Consider the following 19,426-nt stretch of genomic DNA (forward strand, 5'->3'; position numbering starts at 1 on the left):
TGGATCGTCGCGCAGGCACGCCGGTAAGCGTACTGAGAGAAGTCGGTAAGGATACTTTGACCGGCGTCGTTTCGTGATCACCCTGAGACATTCGGCGTGTTTACTTCTGCGTGTGTCCTGGTTGCTCGTGGTGTGCATTCCCGGGTTGCTCATGTTGGCAACCTTCGGGTTGAGCCGCCTCGAAGCCATGCTCGATACGTCCAAGGAGACGTACACCGCGGCCGACGTCAAAGCCTTCGTCGACAAGGTCAAAAACGCCTGGTCGGAACAGAGCGCGGCGCCCGGGACGTTGCCCCACCGCTCGGCACCCCGATTCGACGAACCGCGCGCGCTGGCGGCCCCGTCGCCGACGCGGGACAACCCGCTCGGAGCCTTCGGTGAGCCCGAGTTACCCAGCCGTGCGTATGCCCACTATGCGGGCAATCCGCAATTTCGCGAGACTCGCCACGCAAATCGTGTGTAGCGTGGCTGGTTGCGAAACGGCTTACCACTAGACTGACTTTGTTAACCAGTTCACTGGCTAGCTTGCGCGCGTTTCATATCACTCACCAGCCTTAGGGAGCAACGTGGACGAGATCCTGGCGAGGGCCGGAATCTTCCAGGGTGTCGAGCCCACCGCGGTATCCGCACTGACCAAACAGCTGCAACCGGTCGACTTCCCCCGCGGACACACCGTGTTCGCCGAGGGCGAGCCCGGTGACCGCCTCTACATCATCATCTCCGGCAAGGTGAAGATCGGCCGCCGCTCGCCGGACGGCCGCGAGAACCTGCTGACCATCATGGGTCCGTCGGACATGTTCGGTGAGCTGTCGATCTTCGACCCGGGCCCCCGGACCTCGAGCGCCATCACCATCACCGAGGTGCGCGCGGTCTCGATGGACCGTGAGGCGCTGCGGGCGTGGATCGCGGACCGCCCGGAGATCGCCGAGCAGCTGCTGCGCGTGCTCGCCCGCCGGCTGCGTCGCACCAACAACAACCTCGCGGACCTGATCTTCACGGACGTGCCCGGCCGCGTGGCCAAGCAGCTGCTGCAGCTGGCCCAGCGGTTCGGTACCCAGGAGGGCGGCGCGCTGCGCGTCACCCACGACCTGACGCAGGAAGAGATCGCCCAGCTGGTCGGCGCCTCCCGCGAAACCGTGAACAAGGCACTCGCCGACTTCGCGCACCGCGGCTGGATCCGGCTCGAGGGCAAGAGCGTGCTGATCTCCGACTCGGAGCGGCTGGCTCGCCGAGCGAGGTAGTTCTGACGTAGATGCCCCCGACAGTGTCGGGGGCATCTTTGTCTGGTCTGGTTCAGGCAGTGCGCAGGTAATCCAACTGGGCCTGCACCGATTTCTCGGCGGCGTCCCACAACTTCTGGTCGACGTCGGTGTAGACGTGCTCGACCACCTGCCGCGCCGACGCCTCCTCGCCGAGCACCTGCAAGGCGCCCCGCACCTGGTCCAGCCGTTCCTCGCGGTGCGCCAGGTACATGGCCGACACCGCGGCCAGATCGGCCAGGTCGGGACCGTGCCCGGGTAGGACGGTCCGCCGCCCCAGCCCCTGCAAGCGCCGCAGTGACTCCAGGTAGTCGCGCAGGCTGCCGTCTTCGTTGTCGATGACGGTCGTGCCGCGGCCCAGCACGGTGTCGGCGGTCAGCACTGGACCCTTCCCGTCGCTGCGCTCGCCCCTGACGTCGTCGACCAGGAACGACAGCGAATCCGCGGTATGCCCCGGCGTCGCCATCACCGTGATCCGCAGCCCCGCGGCGTCGATCACCTCGCCATCGGTGAGCGGGCCGCCCAGGCCCCGCAGGAACCCGCTGCCCACCGACCGCACCACCGCGCCGGTCAACGCGACCAGCTTGTCGATGCCACCGGTGTGGTCGTCGTGCTTGTGGCTGATCAGCACCAGCGGAATCTTGCCGAGCGCGGCGATCCGCTCGAGGTGCGCATCGTCATCGGGCCCCGGATCGACGATGACCATCTCGTCACTACCGCGCCCACGCAGCACCCAGGTGTTGGTGCCGTCGAGCGTCATGATCCCCGGGTTGTCGCACAGCAGTACCGAGGCCGATTCCGTCACCGGCCGCAGCACGCCATACGCCGGATGAGTCACGCCACCTCGACGATCAGCTCCACCTCGACCGGCGCATTCAGCGGCAACTCGGATACCCCGACTGCCGACCGGGCGTGCGAACCGGCCGGGCCGAACACCTCGCCCAGCAACTCGGACGCCCCGTTGATCACACCGGGCTGGCCGTTGAATCCGGGTGCAGAGGCGACGAATCCGACGACCTTGACCACCCGGACCACCGAGTCGATACCGACCAGCGAGTGCACAGCGGCGAGCGCATTCAACGCGCACACGCGGGCCAGGGCCTTGCCGTCCTCAGCGGTGACCTCGGCGCCGACCTTGCCCTCGGCGGGCAGCTTGCCGCCCTGCATGGGCAGCTGGCCCGAGGTGTAGACGAGGTTCCCGGTACGGACGGCGGGGACGTAAGCGGCAAGGGGCGCAACGACTTCCGGCAGCTCGATGCCGAGCTCGGCCAACCGGTCGGAGACGGTCACTTCGGCCGCTTCAGGTATGCGACGTGCTGCTCACCGCTCGGGTTGGCCAGCACCGACACCAGCTCCCACCCGTCCTGGCCCCACTGGTCCAGGATCTGCTTGGTGGCGTGGATCAGCAACGGGACGGTGGCGTACTCCCACCGGGTCGGTTCGCTCATGCCGCCGAGCTTATCGGCCGAGGGGTACCGCATGGTTAACATGCTGGGGTGACCTCCGAATCGACGGGCCGAACCCACACCGGTTGGCCCGCGCGCCTGGACCAGGCGCGCCTCCATTTCGTCACCGGCAAGGGCGGTACCGGCAAAACCACCGTCGCCGCCGCGCTGGCGCTGGCGCTGGCCGCCGGCGGCCGCAGCGTCCTGCTGGTCGAGGTCGAGGGGCGGCAGGGCATCGCGCAGCTTTTCGACGTGCCGCCGCTGCCGTACGGGGAGCAGAAGATCGCCACCGCCGAAGGCGGCGGGCAGGTGAACGCGCTGGCCATCGACACCGAGGCCGCGTTCCTGGAGTACCTGGACATGTTCTACAACCTCGGCATCGCCGGCCGCGCCATGAAGCGCATCGGTGCCGTCGAGTTCGCCACCACGATCGCACCCGGTCTGCGTGACGTGCTGCTCACCGGCAAGATCAAAGAGGTCGTCGTCCGCAACGGCAAGACCGCCAAGGAACTCAAGGGCCAGCGTCCGTACGACGCCGTCGTCGTCGACGCCCCGCCGACGGGCCGCATCTCCCGCTTCCTCGACGTCACCAAGGCCGTCTCGGATCTGGCCAAGGGCGGCCCGGTGCATTCGCAGGCCGACGGCGTCGTGAAGCTGTTGCACTCGGAGCTCACCGCCATCCACCTGGTCACCCTGCTGGAGGCGCTGCCCGTGCAGGAGACCCTGGAGGCCATCGAGGAACTCCGCGAACTGGAACTGCCGATCGGCAGCGTCATCGTCAACCGCAACATCCCGGCGTACCTGTCGCAGGATGATCTGGCGAAGGCCGCCGAGGGCGTCGTCGACGCCGACGCGGTCCGCGCCGGGCTGGCCGACGCCGGAATCACCTTGTCCGACAGCGATTTCGCCGGACTGCTCACCGAGACCATCCAGCACGCGACGCGCATGATGGCGCGCGCCGAGAGCGCCGACCAGCTGGACGCCCTCGAAGTGCCCCGCCTGGAACTGCCCGCCCTGCCCGACGGGGTCGACCTGGGCAGCCTGTACGAACTCGCCGAAGCACTCGAGCAGCAAGGGGTTGGGACCAGATGAGCGGCAAGCCCTTGAAGCTCGACATGCACGCGATCCTCTCGGACACCGCGAATCGCGTCGTGGTGTGCTGCGGCGCGGGCGGCGTCGGCAAGACCACCACGGCCGCCGCGATGGCGCTGCGGGCCGCCGAGTACGGCCGCACCGTCGTGGTGCTGACCATCGACCCGGCCAAGCGACTGGCGCAGGCCCTCGGCATCAAGGACCTGGGCAACACCCCGCAGCGGGTGCCGCTGGCACCGGAGGTGCCGGGTGAGCTCTACGCGATGATGCTGGACATGCGCCGCACCTTCGACGAGATGGTGGTGCAGTACTCCGGCGAAGACCGGGCCGACGCGATTCTGGAGAACCAGTTCTACCAAACCGTCGCGACGTCGCTCTCGGGCACGCAGGAGTACATGGCGATGGAGAAACTCGGCCAGCTGCTGGCCGAGGACAAGTGGGATCTGGTCGTCGTCGACACCCCGCCGTCGCGCAACGCGCTGGACTTCCTCGATGCGCCGAAGCGCCTCGGCAACTTCATGGACAGCCGCCTGTGGCGGCTGCTGCTCGGACCGGGCCGCGGCATCGGCCGGCTGGTCACCGGGGCCATGGGCCTGGCGATGAAGGCGCTGTCGACGGTGCTGGGTTCGCAGATGCTCTCCGACGCAGCCGGTTTCGTGCAGTCCCTGGACGCCACGTTCGGCGGGTTCCGGGAGAAGGCCGACCGCACCTACGAACTGCTCAAGCGCCCCGGTACGCGGTTCGTCGTGGTCTCGGCCGCCGAGCCCGATGCGCTGCGGGAGGCGTCGTTCTTCGTCGACCGGCTGTCGCAGGAGCAGATGCCGCTGGCCGGCCTCATCCTCAACCGCACCCACCCGATGCTGTGCGAGCTGACCGCCGACGCGGCCGACGAGGCCGCCGCCAAGCTGGAGCAGTCCGGCCAGGACGCCGACGCGCTGGCCGCGGCGACCCTCCGGATCCACGCGAACCGCACCATCATCTCCAAGCGTGAGGTGCGGCTGCTGTCGCGGTTCACCGGGGCCAACCCGCACGTGGCGTTGGTGGGCGTGCCGTCACTGCCGTTCGAGGTGTCCGACCTGGAGGCACTGCGGGCCATCGCCGATCAGATCACCGGAGATGTCGTGAAAGCCGGATAAGCAGCCGGCTGTAAATGCTTGTGCCCGGGATTTCCTAGGAAATCCCGGGCACAGCTGTATATAGGTCTGTCAGACCGCGTTGCGGTGCTTGCGCTGGGTGGCGAAGAACTCCGCCCAGGACACCACCTCGGGGTGCTGTTTGAGGAGGGCGCGGCGCTGCCGCTCGGTCATGCCGCCCCAGACGCCGAATTCGACGCGGTTGTCGAGGGCGTCGGCACCGCATTCGACGATCACCGGGCAATGCCTGCAGATGACCGCGGCCTTGCGCTGGGCGGCGCCACGGACGAAGAGCTCGTCGGGGTCGGCCTGCCGACACCGAGCCTGGGAGACCCAGGCAATTCGGGCTTCTGCTTCAGGTTGGACCACACCCTGTATCGCGCCGTTTCCGGCCTGGGGAGCGATTGTCGCGCGAACTACTGGCTGTGTACCTGCCACCAGCGATCCCTTCGTCACACCGTCTCCCGACGGCCGTGTCCTCCCGAGTAGACCACTGATGCGATCTACGCCACATTGCGGCTAGTAGTGTTACCTAGATCGCATTGTGTGTTCAAGTTAGGTGCTCAGGGGCCTTTTGCGCAATGGGTCAGAGGCCGCTTTTTTGGGACGTGTGTCCAAACGTTAATTTTTGCCCGTGTCGCAGCCCCCTAGATGCCCTAAGGACGTGGTAATCGACCAGCACTCAGCTGCTGGCCACCACGGTCGCTAGGCTGTACCCCATGCCCGAGCGACCGCAGAACCGTCCGCCGACCGCGGTCACCGTCATCAAGATGACGTGGTGCGTTCTGCTCGCGAGCGTGGTGCTCGCCGCGATGATGTTCCCGCTCATCGGGGGTGTCGGCCTGATGTCCAACCGGGCATCCGACGTCGTGGCCAACGGTTCAGCCCAGCTCGTCGAAGGTGACGCACCCGCCGTGTCCACCATGGTGGACGCCAAGGGCAACCCCATCGCGTGGCTGTATTCGCAGCGCCGTTTCGAGGTGCCGAGCGATCAGATCGCCAACACCATGAAGCTGGCCATCGTCTCGATCGAGGACAAACGGTTTGCCGAGCACAACGGGGTTGACTGGAAGGGCACCCTGACGGGGCTGTCCGGCTACATGTCGGGTTCGGCCGATACCCGCGGTGGATCCACCATCGAGCAGCAGTACGTGAAGAACTACCAGCTGCTCGTGGTCGCGCAGAGTGACGCCGAACGGCGGGCCGCCATCGAGACCACCCCGGCGCGCAAGCTGCGCGAAATCCGCATGGCGCTGACCCTGGACAAGACGTTCACCAAGTCCGAGATCCTGACGCGCTACCTGAACCTGGTGTCGTTCGGCAACGGCGCGTTCGGCATCCAGGATGCCGCCCAGACGTACTTCGGCATCAACGCCAACCAGCTGAACTGGCAGCAGGCCGCACTGCTCGCCGGCATGGTGCAGTCGACCAGCGGACTGGATCCGTACGTCAACCCCGACGGCGCCCTGGCACGTCGAAACCTGGTGCTGGACACCATGATCCAGAACGTTCCGCAGGAAGCCGAGGCCCTGCGCGCCGCAAAGGCCGAGCCGCTCGGCATCCTGCCGCAGCCCAACCAGCTGCCCCGCGGCTGCATCGCCGCCGGTGACCGCGCCTTCTTCTGCGACTACGTGCTCGACTATCTGTCGAAGGCCGGCATCAGCAAGGACCAGGTCGCCAAGGGCGGCTACCTGATCCGCACCACGATCGACCCCGACATCCAGAACTCGGTGAAGTCGTCCATCGACGGCATCGCCTCCCCCGGCATCGACGGCATCGCCAGCGTCATGAGCGTCATCCGGCCCGGCAAGGACAACCACCAGGTGGTGGCGATGGCCAGCAACCGGACCTACGGCCTCAACACCGCGGCCGGGGAAACCATGCAGCCACAACCGTTCTCGTTGGTGGGTGACGGCGCCGGCTCCATCTTCAAGCTGTTCACCACCGCCGCGGCCATGGACATGGGCATGGGCATCAACGCGCAGCTGGACGTGCCCGGCCGGTTCGAGGCCAAGGGTCTGGGCAGCGGTGGCGCCAAGGGCTGCCCGAAAGACAAGTGGTGCGTCGAGAACGACGGCCGCTACCGGGGCAGCATGAACATCACCGACGCCCTGGCGTCGTCGCCGAACACCGGGTTCGCCAAGCTGATCTCGCAGATCGGTGTCCCGCGCACCGTCGACATGGCGGTCAAGCTGGGGCTGCGGTCGTACGCAGCACCGGGCACCGCACGGCCGTACGACCCGAACAGCAACGAGAGCCTGTCCGACTTCATCAAGCGGCAGAACATCGGTTCGTTCACCCTCGGCCCGTTCGAGGTCAACGCCCTCGAACTGTCCAATGTCGCGGCCACGCTCGCCTCGGGCGGTACCTGGTGCCCGCCCAACCCGGTGGACAAGGTGTTCGACCGGCACGGCAACGAGGTCTCGGTGACCACCCAGACCTGTGAGCAGGCGGTCCCCGAGGGCCTGGCCAACACGCTGGCCAACGCGATGAACAAGGACGCCATCAGCGGCACCGGCGCGGGCGCCGCGCAGTCGGTCGGCTGGACCTTCCCCATGTCCGGAAAGACGGGCACCACCGAGGCCCACCGGTCATCGGCGTTCCTGGGCTTCACCAGCGCCTTCGCCGCCGCCAACTACATCTACGACGACTCCACGACGCCGTCGGATCTGTGTTCGTTCCCGCTGCGCCAGTGCGGCCGCGGTGATCTCTACGGTGGTCATGAGCCGGCCCGCACCTGGTTCACCGCGATGAAGCAGTTCACGCCGCCCAACGTGGTGATGCCGCCGACCGACCCGCGCTACGTGGACGGTGGACCGGGCTCGAAGGTGCCGAGCGTCGCGGGCATGGACATCGACCTGGCGCAGACCCGCGTGAAGGAAGCCGGCTTCCAGCTGGCCCCGCAGCCGTCGTGGGTCAACAGCGCGTCGCCGTCGGGCCAGGTGATCGGCACCTCCCCGTCGGGCCAGACCATCCCCGGCTCGATCGTCACGATCCTGGTGAGCAACGGCATCGCGCCGCCTCCGCCGCCACCCCCGCCAGTGGGGATTCCGGGGCTCGACGGCCTGCCGCCGGTACAGATCGGGTCGACGGTCGTGGAGATTCCCGGCCTGCCGCCCATCACGGTGCCGGTGCTCGGCCCCCCGCCCCCATAGGCCCGGCAGAAACCTCAGAACGACCTAAGCCAACCCTGTGGGCTTTCTAACGATGACCAGCGACAACGGGCCAATTACCGGGCTGAGCAAGTAGGCTGCCTGCATGTCTGCCATCGCCCGCAACGCAGCCGTCACCGTCGCCGGAACCCTGGCTGCTGGCCTCGCTTACGGGTCGTTGATCGAGCGCAACGCGTTCGTGGTCCGTGAGGTCACCATGCCGGTGCTGACGCCCGGTTCGTCGCCGCTGCGGGTGCTGCACCTGAGCGATCTGCACATGATGCCGGCGCAGCGTCGCAAGCAGGCCTGGCTGCGCGAGCTGGCCCGCTGGGAGCCCGATCTGGTGGTCAACACCGGCGACAACCTCTCGCACCCGAAGTCGGTGCCGGCCGTGGTGCAGGCCATGGGTGATCTGCTGGCGGTGCCCGGCGTGTTCGTGTTCGGCAGCAACGACTACTTCGCGCCGAAGCCGAAGAACCCGGCCAACTACCTGTTCAACAAGCACAAGCGGATCACCGGACGGCCGCTGCCGTGGCAGGACCTGCGCGCGGCGTTCACCGAGCGCGGCTGGCTGGACATGACGCACACCCGGCGCGAGATCGAGGTCAACGGTCAGCTCATCGCCGTGGCCGGGGTCGACGATCCGCACCTCAACCGCGACCGCTACGACACCATCGCCGGGCGGCCCAACCCGGCGGCCAATCTGTCGCTGGGTGTCACCCACGCGCCGTACACCCGCGTGCTGGACCGGTTCGCCGAGGACGGCTACCAGCTGGTGCTGGCCGGCCACACGCACGGCGGGCAGCTGTGCGTGCCGTTCTACGGCGCGCTGGTGACCAACTGCGACATCGACACCTCGCGGGTGAAGGGTCCGTCCCGCTGGGGCGCGCACACGCAGCTGCACGTGTCCGCCGGCATGGGCACCTCGCCCTACACACCGGTGCGCTTCTGCTGCCGGCCCGAGGTGACGCTGCTGACACTCGTGGCCGCGCCGACCGGCGGCGGACACACCGGTATCGGCGCCGATATGACGCAGCCGGCCGTCTCGGCACGGTGAGCCGCGACTGGGTCGACAACGCCGTCCGCCTGATCGAGGCCGACGCCCGGCGCAGCGCCGACACCCACCTCTTGCGTTATCCGCTGCCGGCCGCATGGAGCGCGGACGTGGACGTCCAGCTGTACCTCAAGGACGAGAGCACGCACATCACCGGCAGCCTCAAGCACCGGCTGGCCCGGTCGCTGTTCCTGTACGGGCTGTGCAACGGCTGGATCGGCCCGCAGACGACCGTCATCGAGGCGTCGTCCGGTTCCACGGCGGTGTCCGAGGCGTATTTCGCGGCGCTGCTCGGGTTGCCGTTCATCGCGGTGATGACGGAGTCGACGAGCCCGTCGAAGATCGCACTGATCGAATCACAAGGCGGCCGTTGCCATTTCGTGGAGCAGTCGTCGCAGGTGTATGCCGAGGCGGAGCGGCTGGCACGCGAGACCGGCGGCCACTACCTGGATCAGTTCACCAACGCCGAGCGCGCCACCGACTGGCGCGGCAACAACAACATCGCGGAGTCGATCTTCTCCCAACTACGTGAGGAGGCTCATCCGATCCCGGAGTGGATCGTGGTCGGCGCGGGCACCGGCGGCACCAGCGCCACCATCGGACGGTTCCTGCGCTACCGGCGCCACGCCACCCGGCTGTGCGTCGTGGACCCGGAGAACTCGGCGTTCTATCCGTCGTGGGCCACGGGCGACCGGGACGTGTTCACCGGGGCGTCGTCGCGCATCGAGGGCATCGGCCGGCCGCGGGTGGAACCGTCGTTCCTGCCCGGCGTGGTGGACGCCATGGTGTCCGTACCGGACGCGGCCTCAGTGGCCGCAGCACGGCACGTGAGCAAGGTTCTGGGGCGCCGGGTGGGTCCGTCCACGGGGACGAACATCTGGGGTGCGTTCGGCCTGCTGGCCGCGATGGTGGCGCAGGGCCGCAGTGGGTCGGTGGTGACGCTCCTCGCCGACAGCGGCGACCGTTATACCGATACCTACTTCGACGACGCGTGGGTCAGCAGCCGCGGGCTGGACTCCGCGGAAGCCGTAGCGGCACTGGCGGAGTTCGAGCGCTCGGGGCGCTGGGCGTGATCATGGCGGCCGTTCCAGGCCGCCCGATACGCCGCCCGGTAGTCAGAAGTCGCGAACAGCCACAGCGCCGCCAGACCGAAGAATCCGCAGTAGAGCAGAGCTCCCAATCCGGTCATGTTCGTTCCTCGCTTTCTCACCGTTGAGCTGTCGCCAATCACAGTTACTTGATTGAACGCACGATGAGCAAAAATCCATCCCGCCAGCGGACGTGATCTTGGCCGCTAACCCCGTCTACCTGCGGCTACATCACCCCGCGAGGGCCGTTTGGCTTCTGAGGGCCCCGGTGCGATACGCTGTCGTGGCTTCACGCGGGGTGTGGCGCAGCTTGGTAGCGCGCTTCGTTCGGGACGAAGAGGTCGTGGGTTCGAATCCCGCCACCCCGACAAGTGAGCAAGGCCCTGACCAGGGAAATCTGGTCGGGGCCTTCTTCGTTTACGCGGGTCCGCCGTTCGGTTGCCTGCGGACGCCAAGAACTGGTTGCCTACGGCGACCGTGGCTCCACCCGCGCTCCCAAGGCCAGTGGCCACGAGCATCGGTCCACACAAGTTGGAACGCGCGAATTCGCGGACTGCAGAGTTCGACCGCGTATTTCAAATGCACGTCCGGATGTTCGACATCGATGACCTCGAATATGAACTCGCCCTGGTAGTCGATATGCATGGCGGGCTGCAAGAACGTCCCCTCCTCGACAATCTGATGGCCGAGTGAATTCAGCACACGGCCGGCCGTCTGAGGTTGTAACCCAGTGACCAGCAACTCCGGCAGACCCAGGTTGTGCAGACCGATTGTGTACGCGAATGGCCGACGATCGTCTTCCACGAACTGGACGGCCCATCCGTGGTCCTTCATGATCCCGCGCAACATGTCGAGGTACTCCTCGGTGGTGCCGTTTGGGTTATCGCATTTCCAGCACATATCCACCCCTTCCCTATGGTTGCGCCCAGCATCCACCTGCCCACCGACAGGTTCTGCTGAAGCTGGCCGAAGAGGTCGCGGGTTCGAAATGCCTTCGACGTCCCGCGTCGCCAAACCGACCCGGGAAGCTCGCGCGGCGACCTATGCGCAGATGCTGACGTACGGCACGGTGATGCACGGCGGCGGCCACCCGGGCGCCCAGCCCTGACCGTTGCCCCAACCACGATGGCCCCAGCCCCAGCCGTGGTGGTCGTCCCAGTCGTCGCCGCCCCAACCGTGGTCCATGGGGATCATGCCCGGATCGTGCGCCGGCGCGGCGCTCGCAGTTCCCGAACCGATACCCAGAACCGCAGCTACGAGGCCTGCGGCGAGTGCTGTTGTCGATGCAATCTTCCTGTACGTGGCCATGGCCCGCCTCCGGAAACAAACCGATCAAAATCAGTGCTAGACACCGCAAGTCTAGTTTTTTGACGCTACGGATGACACCGGCCAAGCGAATCTCCCGGTGAGCTCCAACTCCATAATGGAACAACATTGTCCCATTTTCGGCCAAACATGCTATTTTTGACACATGGCTGAACTGAAATCGCTCGACACGGGTGTGCGTTCGCGCACCCGCAAGGCGATTCTCGATGCCGCCACCGCCGTCCTGGCGACCAATCCCGCGGCGTCGCTGAGTGACATCGCCGCCGCCGCGGGCGTCGGCCGCAGCACGCTGCACCGGTATTTCCCCGAGCGTTCCGAGCTGATCCGCGCCGTCGCCCTGTACGTGCACGAGATGTGCAACGCCGCCATCGACAAAGCCGAACCGGCCTGTGGTCCCCCGCTCGCGGCACTGCGCCGCGTGGTCGAATCCCAGCTGGACCTCGGACCCATCGTCCCCTTCGTCTACAACGAGCCGACCATCGTGGCCGATCCGGAGTTGTCCGCGATCCTCGATACCGGCGACGAGGCGATAGCCGAAGTGCTGGCGCGGGTTTCGGCACGACCGCAGACCAGCCCACCGGAGTGGCCGCGCCTGGTTTTCTGGGCCCTGCTCGACGCCGGATATGAGGCACTGCGCCGGAACATCGCGCCGCGGGTCGAGATCGTCGACGCCATCATGGCCAGCCTGACGGCCGGCACCATCACCCTGGATCAATCCTCAACAAGTTAGGTAATTCCCATGTCCACCAGTCTCGTCACCAATGAGGTGACGAACCGGACCCCGCAACGCCATTGGTGGGCGCTGGCAGTGCTGATGCTGCCCGTGCTGCTCATCTCGATCGACAACACGGTGCTGGCCTTCGCGCTGCCCAGCATCGCTGAAGAATTCCGCCCGTCGGCTTCCACCCAATTGTGGCTCGTCGACATCTATTCACTGGTGCTGGCAACGCTTTTGGTGACCATGGGCAGCCTCGGCGACCGGCTCGGCCGGCGCCGCCTGCTGCTCATCGGCGCGGTCGGGTTCGCCGCCGTCTCGGCCGCCGCGGCGTTCGCGCCCAGCGCCGGCTACCTGGTGGCCGCACGCGCCACGCTCGGCGTGTTCGGCGCCATGCTGATGCCGTCGACGTTGTCGCTCATCCGCAACATCTTCACCGAGGCCACGTCGCGCCGGCTGGCCATCGCCATCTGGGCGTCGTGCTTCGCGGCCGGCTCGGCCCTGGGCCCGATCGTCGGTGGCCTGCTGCTGCAGCACTTCCACTGGGGCGCGGTCTTCATGATCGCGGTGCCGATCCTGCTGCCGCTGCTGGTGCTGGCCCCCAAGCTGGTGCCGGAATCACGGGACCCGAACCCGGGCCCGGTCGACGCGCTGAGCGTGCTGCTGTCGCTGTTCGCGGTCCTGCCGGTCATGTGGGCCATCAAGACCGCCGCGCACGACGGCCTCTCCACGCTGACGCTCGCGGCCGTCGCACTGGGCTTCGCCTCAGGTACCTGGTTCGTGCGCCGGCAGAACAGCAGTGCCACACCGATTCTCGACATGCGACTGTTCGCTCACGGCCCGTTCACGGCGTCGATCCTGGCCAATTTCCTGTCGATGGTCGGCCTCATCGGGTTCCTGTTCTTCGTCTCGCAGCACCTGCAACTGGTGCTCGGCCTGGATCCGCTGACCGCGGCACTGGTCATGCTGCCGGGTGCGGCGGCGTCGACCATCGCGGGTATCGGCGTCGTGCGGCTGACCAAGCGGTTCGCGCCGCAGACGCTGATCGTGACCGGTCTGCTCCTGGTGGCCGCCGGCTTCCTGTTGATCCTGACGTTCCGCCACGACCTCACCATGGTCGGGGTCATCGCCTCGTTCACCGTGCTCGAGCTGGGTGTCGGTGTGTCACAGACGATCTCGAACGACACCATCGTGGCGTCGGTGCCGCCCGAGAAGGCCGGCGCGGCGTCGGCGGTGTCGGAGACCGCCTACGAGCTGGGTGCGGTGCTCGGCACAGCCGGCCTGGGCACCATGTTCACGGCGTTCTACCGCGCGAATGTCGAACTGCCCGGGGCGCTTTCACCCGATCAGTCCGCCGACGCCGGGGAGAGCATCGGCGGCGCCATCTCGGTGGCCCGGACCTTGCCGACCGAACTGGGCAACAACCTGATGGAGTCGGCGCGCGCCGCCTTCGACTCGGGGATCGGCGCCACCGCAGCCACCGCGGCGGCACTGGCGCTGATCGCCGCGGCGATCGTGGCCGCGGCCTTCCGGGGCCGCAGCTAGGCGACCGCGTGCTGCCGGCGCTTGGCGATGCCGCCGGCCACTGACGTCGCCGCGACGGTCAACAACGCGCCGAGGATCAGGGCCGACGGCTCCCCGGGACCCAGCAGATGCTGCTGGGTCCCCAGCGTGGCGGCGGCCACCGGTACCCCCAGTTGTGCCGCCGCCAGCACGCCGAGCGACAGCGGTTGCCCGAACAACCGGCCGCTGAGATGTGCGAGCACCGCACCCGCACCCAGCGCCACACCGAGCCCGATCAGATCCGGATGCTCCCCCAACTCTCTCACCTCCAGGGACGCACCCAGCCATACGAAGAACAATGGTGCGAAGAACCCCTCGGTGATGCCGAACAGCTGACGGGCCAGTCGGCGGGGTTCGCCGACCGCCGAAAGGCACAGTCCCAGCGCGAAACCCGCGAGCATGATCGACACGTGCGTCGACTTCGCCAGCGCCGCAAGGCCGAACAGAATGATCAGGCTGATCCGCAGCTCCAATGCCAGGTGCCGGCTGTGTGAGTACTTGTGCATCCGCTTGAGCCAGCCACGTTTGGCTTCGTAGCGCAGGAAGAAGTAGAGCAGGATCGCACATGCGGCGATCGCCAGCGCCCCGACGGCCGCGCGCGGTGCACCGGCCGGGTTGATGGCCAACGGCAGCAACACAATCGACGCGGCGTCGGCGATGGCGATCTGGGCGGTGACCGACAGCACCGGTGGCCCTTCCAGCCCCAGCGACTGGATCACCGGCAGCGCCAGCGCCGCCGACGATGAGGCCATGAGCACCGCATACAACGGGGCGTGCCCGGTACCGAAGAGATGGGCGATGACGACGCCGAACACCGCTGCCGCGGCACCCACCGCGATGGCCCGCGCCAGCGCCGTGGGCAGGTCTGCGCGTAATGACTTGTCGCGCACCGGCACATGGGTACCGACGATGAACATCACCAGGGCAAAGCCGATGTCCGCCAGCAAGACGAAGGTCGGGTTGTCCGCGTCGACGATGCCGAACCCGGTCCGCCCCACCACGATTCCGGCCACCAGCTCGCCGACGATCACGGGTACGCGGAGGCGGGGCACCGCCGCCAACAGCGGCCCCACCAGGCCGATGGCAGCCAGCAGCGCCAGCGCGTGAAATCCGAAGTCACCCATCGGTCACACCCTATTCTCGGCCGGTCCGGGGCGGGTGTGACGCAGCGAACTCTCAGCAGCCTGTTGCCTTCCGATAGCTTCCGATATATCGTTAATGCATCGGAGGCGCATCTGACGTCTCCCGCCCGAAAGAGAGAACACATCTATGGACACCCCATTCACCCCACCCGGCCGCCCGTTCGACGGAGCCGGTTTAGGTTTCACGCCACAGCATCGCGGCCCATTCGCCTCCCCCGCCGGCCCCGGCCGCCGAGAGATGCGCGAACAGTTCCGCGCTCACCTGCGGGAACACCGCGGTGACGCCGGTTTCGGCTTCGGCCCGGGCTTCGGCCCTGGTTTCGGCTTCGGACCGGGCTTCGGTCCCGGCCCCTTCGGACCGGGCGGCCCCCGCGGTCGACGTCACGGTGGCCGCGGACGCGGCAGTGGCCGCAGCCGGCGCGGTGACGTCCGCGCCGCCATCCTCAAGCTGCTCTCCGAGCGGCCGATGCACGGCTATGAGATGACCCAGGAGATCGCCGCACGCAGCGACGGCCTGTGGAAGCCCAGCCCCGGGTCGATCTACCCGACCCTGCAGCTGTTGGAGGACGAGGGCCTGATCACACCGACCGAAAGTCGCGGCAGCAAGAAGACTTTCGAGCTCACCGACGAAGGACGCACCGTCGCCGATGCCATCGAGACGGCGCCCTGGGAAGAGATCGCCGACGGCGCCGACCCTGCCGCGCTGAACCTGCGCAACGCCCTCGGTCAGCTGTTCGGGGCCGTCGGCCAGTCGGTGCATTCCGCGAATGACGAACAGCAGCAACGCATCCTGGACATCGTGAACAACGCCCGTCGCGAGATCTACCAGATTCTCGGCGAGTCCGAGTAGGTCGCATAGCCTGAAACCCATGAGCGACCTCGACCGGATGCCGCGCGGCGGCCCACAGGCCTCCTGCCTGGACCGCGTGTTGCAGACCGACCAGCTCGAGTATCTCGACCGTGACGACGTCGACCCTGCGGTCAAACGCAGTGTGGTGCGGGCCCTCGAACTCGTCGGCGATTGGTTCGGCCTGCACGAGCGGTTCGCGCTGATCGCCATGGATGAGATGGCCGACGTCCCCGATCCCCGCATCCTGGAGCTCGGGGCCGGCCACGGCGGGTTGTCGAAGAAGGTGCTGGAGATGCACCCCACGGCGACGGTGACGGTCACCGACCTGGAACCGGACTCGGTCGCCGCCATCACCGCCGGCGATCTGGGTGCCGATCCGCGGGTGACGGTGCGCCATATGGATGCCACCGCCATCGACGCCGCCGACAATGCCTACGCCCTGGCGGTTTTCGCGTTGTCCTTCCACCACCTGCCGCCGGCAGCGGCCGTTCGCGTCCTCGCCGAAGGCACCCGGGTCGCGGACAAGCTGCTGATCATCGACCTGCCCCGGCCGCCGTCGCCGCTGCACCTGATGCGGCTGGCTACCATGCTGCCGCTGGCGCCGTTCGTGCCGTTCGTGCACGACGGGGTCATCAGTTCGCTCCGGGCCTACAGCCCGGCCGCGCTGCGGGCCCTGGCCGACCATGCCGGCGTCGACATCGAGTTGCGTGGTGGCCTGTGCACACCGCAGATCGCCATCGCCACCCGGCGGTCCTCCGCGTAGGTTTGAACCCATGACCGACTCGTCGAACGAAGTGATGGATTGGGACAGCGTCTACCGGCAGGAAGGCGGATTCGAGGGTCCGCCGCCATGGAACATCGGTGAACCGCAGCCCGAGCTGGCGGCATTGATCGAGGCCGGCCAGGTCACCGGCGAGGTGCTCGACGCCGGCTGCGGCTACGCGGAGCTGGCTCTGGCGCTTGCCGCCGCGGGCCACACCGTGGTGGGCATCGAGCTCTCCCCCACCGCCGTCGCGGCGGCGAAACAGGCTGCCGCCGAACGGAATCTGACCAACGCCACGTTCGTGGAAGATGACATCACCACATTCACCGGGTTCGACGGCCGCTTCGACACCATCATGGATTCGACGCTGTTCCACTCGATTCCGGTGGAGGCCCGCGACGCGTACCAGCAGGCGGTGTTCCGCGCGGCCGCACCGGGCGCCAAGTACTACATCCTGGTCTTCGCCAAGGGCGCTTTCCCGGCCGAGGCCGAGATGAAGCCGAACGAGGTCACCGAGGACGAGCTGCGCGGGGCCGTCGGTAAGTACTGGGCCATCGACGAGATTCGGCCGGCGTTCATCCACGCCGGCATGGTGGCAATGCCCCCGGTCCCGGGACAGCCTCCGCTGGAGATGCCGCCGCATGCCCTCGACGAGAAGGGCCGCCTGAAGATGCCGGCGTTCCTGCTCACCGCCCACAAGGCCTGACGGCTTAGGTCGACGCGGCAGTCAGCGCACCGGCGAAGGACTCGAGTTCTTCGCCGGTGACGTCGACCTGTGGCGATACCCGCAGCACGGGGATCTTCAACTCGAATGGCGCCCGGTCCACGCCTGCCACTGTGGTGACGATGCTGTGGTCGGCAATCAGCCTGGCGCGCACGGTATTCGGGTCGGCACCGCGCGTCGGCTCGAGTGTGGTGATGGCGGTGGGCTCGTCGATGTCCTCGACGACCCGCCAGCCCGGCAGCGCGGCCAGCGCGGTCCTGGTGAGCCGGCCGACCTCGGCCAGCCGGGCACGCACCAGTTCCGGACCGGCCACCAGATGCTCCTCGAGTGCCGTCGAAAAGGCCACGCGCGCAGCCACATTGGCCTCGCCGAGGTCCAATCGCTTCAGCACCGGCAACGGGGTACCCCATTCCGGCAGCGGAATCCGCGGCCGGAGCCGGTGCGACACCGACGAACTGATGGCCAGTACCCCGACACCGCGCGGCCCCGCCAGCCACTTGCGCGACGAGGCATAGATGACGTCGGGCGACACCGCGCAATCCAGGTGGCCCAGCGCCTGCGCCGCGTCCACCGCCACCGGCACGCCGATGGCGTGGCAGGCCTGGACGAACTCGGACAGCGGCTGCGCCAACCCGCGGTGGCTGCCGAGCGCCGTCAGATGGGCCAGCGCGGGAGGATCGCTCTGCAGGAGCGCGACGGCCACCTCGACGTCGACGCGTCCCTGCTCGTCGACCGGAAGCTCGCGGACGGTGAAGCCGTTGGCTGCCATCACCACCAGGTTCGGGCCGTACTCACCGGGCAGGCAGGCGATGGTCTTCTCCCCGTCCCAGCTGCTGAGCAGGAGGTTGAGTGCGTTGTTGGAACCCGTGGTGAACACCACGTCGCCGGCGGCCATCCCGGTGAGCGTGGCCACCGCGGCCCGCCCGGCTTCCAGCACCGGCTCCGCGGCTTCGGCGGCCACATAGCCTCCGACCTGCGCCTCCAGTCGCGCGTGCTGGGCGGCGGCGTCGATGACGGCGAAGCTCTGCCGCGAGCAGGCGGCGTTGTCGAAATGCAGACCCAGCGGTGTGGGCCGGGCGGCGCGCCACAGGTGCGCGAAGGCTGGGTCGGCTCCGCTCACGTCCGCAGTTCCGGCTTGACCGCGAGTGACAGCCCGAAGTCTCCGGCGGGATCGGTCCACCAGTCGGTTTGCGTCAGCCCGGCGGCCGCCAGCTCGGCTGCCACTCCGTCGGGTCGGAACTTGCACGACACCTCGGTCAACATCTCCTCACCCGCCTCGAACTCCACCGAAAGATCCAACTCACGTATCTGAATGCGTTGTGCGGCAACAGACCTCAGCCACATCTCGATACGCTCGTGTTCGGTGTTCCATCGTGCCACATGTTCGAAGCGGTCGAGATCGAAATCCGCGTCCAGCTCCCGGTTCACCACCGCCAGGACGTTGCGATTGAACTGCGCGGTGACCCCGGCGCTGTCGTCGTAGGCCGCCACCAGCCGGGCGGTGTCCTTCACCAGGTCGGTGCCGAGCAGCAGCGTGTCCCCCGGCCGCATCGTGTCGGCCACGCTCGCGAGGAACTCCGCCCGCGGGCCCTCCGTCAGATTGCCGATCGTCGACCCGAGGAATACGATCAGCCGCCGGCCCACGACCGGCAGTTCACCGAGATGCTGCTCGAAATCGCCTCGTACGCCGCTGATCTCGATGCCGTCGTACTCATCGGAGAGCTGGGTGAGCGCCGCGGCGAGCACGTTCTCGTCGACATCGAACGCCACGAAGCGGCGCAGCGCATCGGCGTCCCGAAAGGCGTCGAGCAGGATGCGTGTCTTCTCCGATGTGCCGCTGCCCAGCTCCACCAGCGTGTCCGCGCCGGAGGCCGCCACGATGGCCGCGGCCGTCTCGTGCAGGATTTGGGCCTCGGTGCGGGTCGGGTAGTACTCGGGCAGGCGGGTGATCTGGTCGAACAGGTCACTGCCGACGGCATCGTAGAACCACTTGGGCGGCAACGACCTGGGCGACTGCGACAAGCCCTCACGGACATCGCGCCGCAACGCGTGGGGCGCCCAGTCGGCGGCGAGGTGATTCGTCAGCAGCGGTGCCGTCTTGCACCGATTCATTGCGGTCA

At 67.6% G+C, this 19,426-nt stretch carries 21 protein-coding genes and 1 tRNA gene; 13 read left to right on the forward strand and 9 right to left on the reverse strand.

All coding sequences use genetic code 11. The features are described from left to right. Window positions 1-112: 112 nt before the first annotated feature. Entirely contained in the window at window positions 113-463 is a 351-nt protein-coding gene (locus tag EB75_RS21615; protein WP_073697318.1) for a hypothetical protein, read from the forward strand. Window positions 464-566: 103 nt separating this feature from the next. Continuing rightward, the gene (crp, locus tag EB75_RS21620) at window positions 567-1,241 is read left to right on the forward strand and encodes a cAMP-activated global transcriptional regulator CRP (protein ID WP_020100982.1); all 675 of its coding nucleotides are present in this window, start codon (window positions 567-569) and stop codon (window positions 1,239-1,241) included. A 52-nt stretch (window positions 1,242-1,293) separates the two neighbouring features. Here crp and EB75_RS21625 read toward each other — a convergent pair whose 3' ends face one another. The 3 genes from EB75_RS21625 to sp36 are packed head-to-tail and all read right to left on the reverse strand — an operon-like array spanning window position 1,294 to window position 2,707. Continuing rightward, entirely contained in the window at window positions 1,294-2,097 is an 804-nt protein-coding gene (locus EB75_RS21625; protein ID WP_073697319.1) for an MBL fold metallo-hydrolase, read from the reverse strand. Beyond that, window positions 2,094-2,549, reverse strand: coding sequence for a RidA family protein (locus EB75_RS21630; protein ID WP_073697320.1), 456 nt, complete (start codon window positions 2,547-2,549; stop codon window positions 2,094-2,096). The genes EB75_RS21625 and EB75_RS21630 overlap by 4 nt, the downstream gene beginning before the upstream one ends. Continuing rightward, entirely contained in the window at window positions 2,546-2,707 is a 162-nt protein-coding gene (gene sp36, locus EB75_RS21635; protein ID WP_090562576.1) for a Sp36 family protein, read from the reverse strand. Before sp36 ends, EB75_RS21630 begins: the two co-directional genes overlap by 4 nt. Window positions 2,708-2,755: 48 nt before the next feature. Here sp36 and bagA point away from each other — a divergent pair, with 48 nt between their 5' ends. Continuing rightward, entirely contained in the window at window positions 2,756-3,796 is a 1,041-nt protein-coding gene (bagA, locus tag EB75_RS21640) for an ATPase BagA (RefSeq protein ID WP_073697321.1), read from the forward strand. Further along, window positions 3,793-4,932, forward strand: coding sequence for an ATPase BagB (bagB, locus tag EB75_RS21645; protein ID WP_073697322.1), 1,140 nt, complete (start codon window positions 3,793-3,795; stop codon window positions 4,930-4,932). The genes bagA and bagB overlap by 4 nt, the downstream gene beginning before the upstream one ends. A 69-nt stretch (window positions 4,933-5,001) precedes the next feature. Here the strand turns inward: bagB and EB75_RS21650 are convergent, their stop codons facing one another. Beyond that, window positions 5,002-5,307: a WhiB family transcriptional regulator gene (locus EB75_RS21650; protein WP_020100988.1), complete on the reverse strand. Its 306-nt coding sequence runs from the start codon at window positions 5,305-5,307 to the stop codon at window positions 5,002-5,004. Window positions 5,308-5,648: 341 nt separating this feature from the next. Between EB75_RS21650 and ponA2 the strand changes: the two genes are divergently transcribed. The 4 genes from ponA2 to EB75_RS21675 all read left to right on the forward strand — a co-directional run bounded on the left by ponA2 (window position 5,649) and on the right by EB75_RS21675 (window position 10,591). After that, complete coding sequence (gene ponA2 / locus EB75_RS21655) at window positions 5,649-8,084, forward strand: transglycosylase/D,D-transpeptidase PonA2 (protein ID WP_073697323.1); 2,436 nt, start codon at window positions 5,649-5,651, stop codon at window positions 8,082-8,084. Between the two features lie 103 nt (window positions 8,085-8,187). Then, window positions 8,188-9,138 carry a metallophosphoesterase gene (locus EB75_RS21660; RefSeq protein WP_073697324.1) on the forward strand — a complete coding sequence of 317 codons (951 nt, stop codon included), beginning with the start codon at window positions 8,188-8,190 and terminating at the stop codon, window positions 9,136-9,138. Beyond that, window positions 9,135-10,208 (forward strand): L-cysteine desulfhydrase Cds1, encoded by a 1,074-nt coding sequence (cds1, locus tag EB75_RS21665; RefSeq protein WP_073697325.1) that lies wholly within the window; start codon window positions 9,135-9,137, stop codon window positions 10,206-10,208. The genes EB75_RS21660 and cds1 overlap by 4 nt, the downstream gene beginning before the upstream one ends. A gap of 309 nt (window positions 10,209-10,517) precedes the next feature. Beyond that, a tRNA-Pro gene (locus EB75_RS21675) sits at window positions 10,518-10,591 on the forward strand. A 49-nt stretch (window positions 10,592-10,640) separates the two neighbouring features. On the opposite strand, the gene EB75_RS21680 is transcribed toward EB75_RS21675, so the two are convergent. Beyond that, window positions 10,641-11,159 (reverse strand): DUF4262 domain-containing protein, encoded by a 519-nt coding sequence (locus EB75_RS21680; RefSeq protein ID WP_286150277.1) that lies wholly within the window; start codon window positions 11,157-11,159, stop codon window positions 10,641-10,643. Window positions 11,160-11,264: 105 nt separating this feature from the next. Continuing rightward, window positions 11,265-11,531, reverse strand: coding sequence for a hypothetical protein (locus EB75_RS21685; RefSeq protein WP_073697327.1), 267 nt, complete (start codon window positions 11,529-11,531; stop codon window positions 11,265-11,267). A 163-nt stretch (window positions 11,532-11,694) separates the two neighbouring features. Here EB75_RS21685 and EB75_RS21690 point away from each other — a divergent pair, with 163 nt between their 5' ends. Continuing rightward, entirely contained in the window at window positions 11,695-12,279 is a 585-nt protein-coding gene (locus EB75_RS21690; RefSeq protein WP_073697328.1) for a TetR/AcrR family transcriptional regulator, read from the forward strand. Between the two features lie 9 nt (window positions 12,280-12,288). Further along, window positions 12,289-13,809: an efflux MFS transporter LfrA gene (lfrA, locus tag EB75_RS21695; RefSeq protein WP_073697329.1), complete on the forward strand. Its 1,521-nt coding sequence runs from the start codon at window positions 12,289-12,291 to the stop codon at window positions 13,807-13,809. Here lfrA and EB75_RS21700 read toward each other — a convergent pair. Next, the gene (locus EB75_RS21700; protein ID WP_073697330.1) at window positions 13,806-14,951 is read right to left on the reverse strand and encodes a cation:proton antiporter; all 1,146 of its coding nucleotides are present in this window, start codon (window positions 14,949-14,951) and stop codon (window positions 13,806-13,808) included. The genes lfrA and EB75_RS21700 overlap by 4 nt on opposite strands. A 145-nt stretch (window positions 14,952-15,096) precedes the next feature. Here EB75_RS21700 and EB75_RS21705 point away from each other — a divergent pair, with 145 nt between their 5' ends. Genes EB75_RS21705 through EB75_RS21715 form a run of 3 tightly spaced genes read left to right on the forward strand, consistent with a single transcriptional unit; the run spans window position 15,097 to window position 17,288 of the window. Further along, on the forward strand, window positions 15,097-15,819 hold the full coding sequence (locus tag EB75_RS21705) for a PadR family transcriptional regulator (protein WP_073697331.1): 723 nt from the start codon (window positions 15,097-15,099) through the stop codon (window positions 15,817-15,819). Between the two features lie 19 nt (window positions 15,820-15,838). Next, entirely contained in the window at window positions 15,839-16,582 is a 744-nt protein-coding gene (locus tag EB75_RS21710; protein ID WP_142239752.1) for a class I SAM-dependent methyltransferase, read from the forward strand. 10 nt (window positions 16,583-16,592) lie between these two features. Then, window positions 16,593-17,288 carry a class I SAM-dependent methyltransferase gene (locus tag EB75_RS21715; protein WP_073697332.1) on the forward strand — a complete coding sequence of 232 codons (696 nt, stop codon included), beginning with the start codon at window positions 16,593-16,595 and terminating at the stop codon, window positions 17,286-17,288. A gap of 4 nt (window positions 17,289-17,292) precedes the next feature. Here EB75_RS21715 and egtE read toward each other — a convergent pair whose 3' ends face one another. Together egtE and egtD are read right to left on the reverse strand one after the other, a co-directional pair. Continuing rightward, window positions 17,293-18,426 (reverse strand): ergothioneine biosynthesis PLP-dependent enzyme EgtE, encoded by a 1,134-nt coding sequence (egtE, locus tag EB75_RS21720; RefSeq protein ID WP_073697333.1) that lies wholly within the window; start codon window positions 18,424-18,426, stop codon window positions 17,293-17,295. After that, the gene (gene egtD / locus EB75_RS21725; protein ID WP_073697367.1) at window positions 18,423-19,418 is read right to left on the reverse strand and encodes an L-histidine N(alpha)-methyltransferase; all 996 of its coding nucleotides are present in this window, start codon (window positions 19,416-19,418) and stop codon (window positions 18,423-18,425) included. The genes egtE and egtD overlap by 4 nt, the downstream gene beginning before the upstream one ends. Window positions 19,419-19,426 lie beyond the last annotated feature (8 nt).

The organism is Mycobacterium sp. ST-F2, assembly GCF_001905655.1.
In the GTDB taxonomy this organism is placed as follows: Bacteria; Actinomycetota; Actinomycetes; order Mycobacteriales; family Mycobacteriaceae; genus Mycobacterium.

Excerpts from the sequence above, each read along its gene's own strand:
- lfrA (WP_073697329.1), top strand. The coding sequence starts at position 12,289 with ATGTCCACCAGTCTCGTCACCAATGAGGTGACGAACCGGACCCCGCAA.
- bagB (WP_073697322.1), top strand. The coding sequence starts at position 3,793 with ATGAGCGGCAAGCCCTTGAAGCTCGACATGCACGCGATCCTCTCGGAC.
- EB75_RS21660 (WP_073697324.1), top strand. The coding sequence starts at position 8,188 with ATGTCTGCCATCGCCCGCAACGCAGCCGTCACCGTCGCCGGAACCCTG.
- egtD (WP_073697367.1), bottom strand. The coding sequence starts at position 19,418 with ATGAATCGGTGCAAGACGGCACCGCTGCTGACGAATCACCTCGCCGCC.
- EB75_RS21700 (WP_073697330.1), bottom strand. The coding sequence starts at position 14,951 with ATGGGTGACTTCGGATTTCACGCGCTGGCGCTGCTGGCTGCCATCGGC.
- ponA2 (WP_073697323.1), top strand. The coding sequence starts at position 5,649 with ATGCCCGAGCGACCGCAGAACCGTCCGCCGACCGCGGTCACCGTCATC.
- EB75_RS21715 (WP_073697332.1), top strand. The coding sequence starts at position 16,593 with ATGACCGACTCGTCGAACGAAGTGATGGATTGGGACAGCGTCTACCGG.
- EB75_RS21685 (WP_073697327.1), bottom strand. The coding sequence starts at position 11,531 with ATGGCCACGTACAGGAAGATTGCATCGACAACAGCACTCGCCGCAGGC.
- EB75_RS21705 (WP_073697331.1), top strand. The coding sequence starts at position 15,097 with ATGGACACCCCATTCACCCCACCCGGCCGCCCGTTCGACGGAGCCGGT.
- EB75_RS21690 (WP_073697328.1), top strand. The coding sequence starts at position 11,695 with ATGGCTGAACTGAAATCGCTCGACACGGGTGTGCGTTCGCGCACCCGC.
- EB75_RS21710 (WP_142239752.1), top strand. The coding sequence starts at position 15,839 with ATGAGCGACCTCGACCGGATGCCGCGCGGCGGCCCACAGGCCTCCTGC.
- sp36 (WP_090562576.1), bottom strand. The coding sequence starts at position 2,707 with ATGAGCGAACCGACCCGGTGGGAGTACGCCACCGTCCCGTTGCTGATC.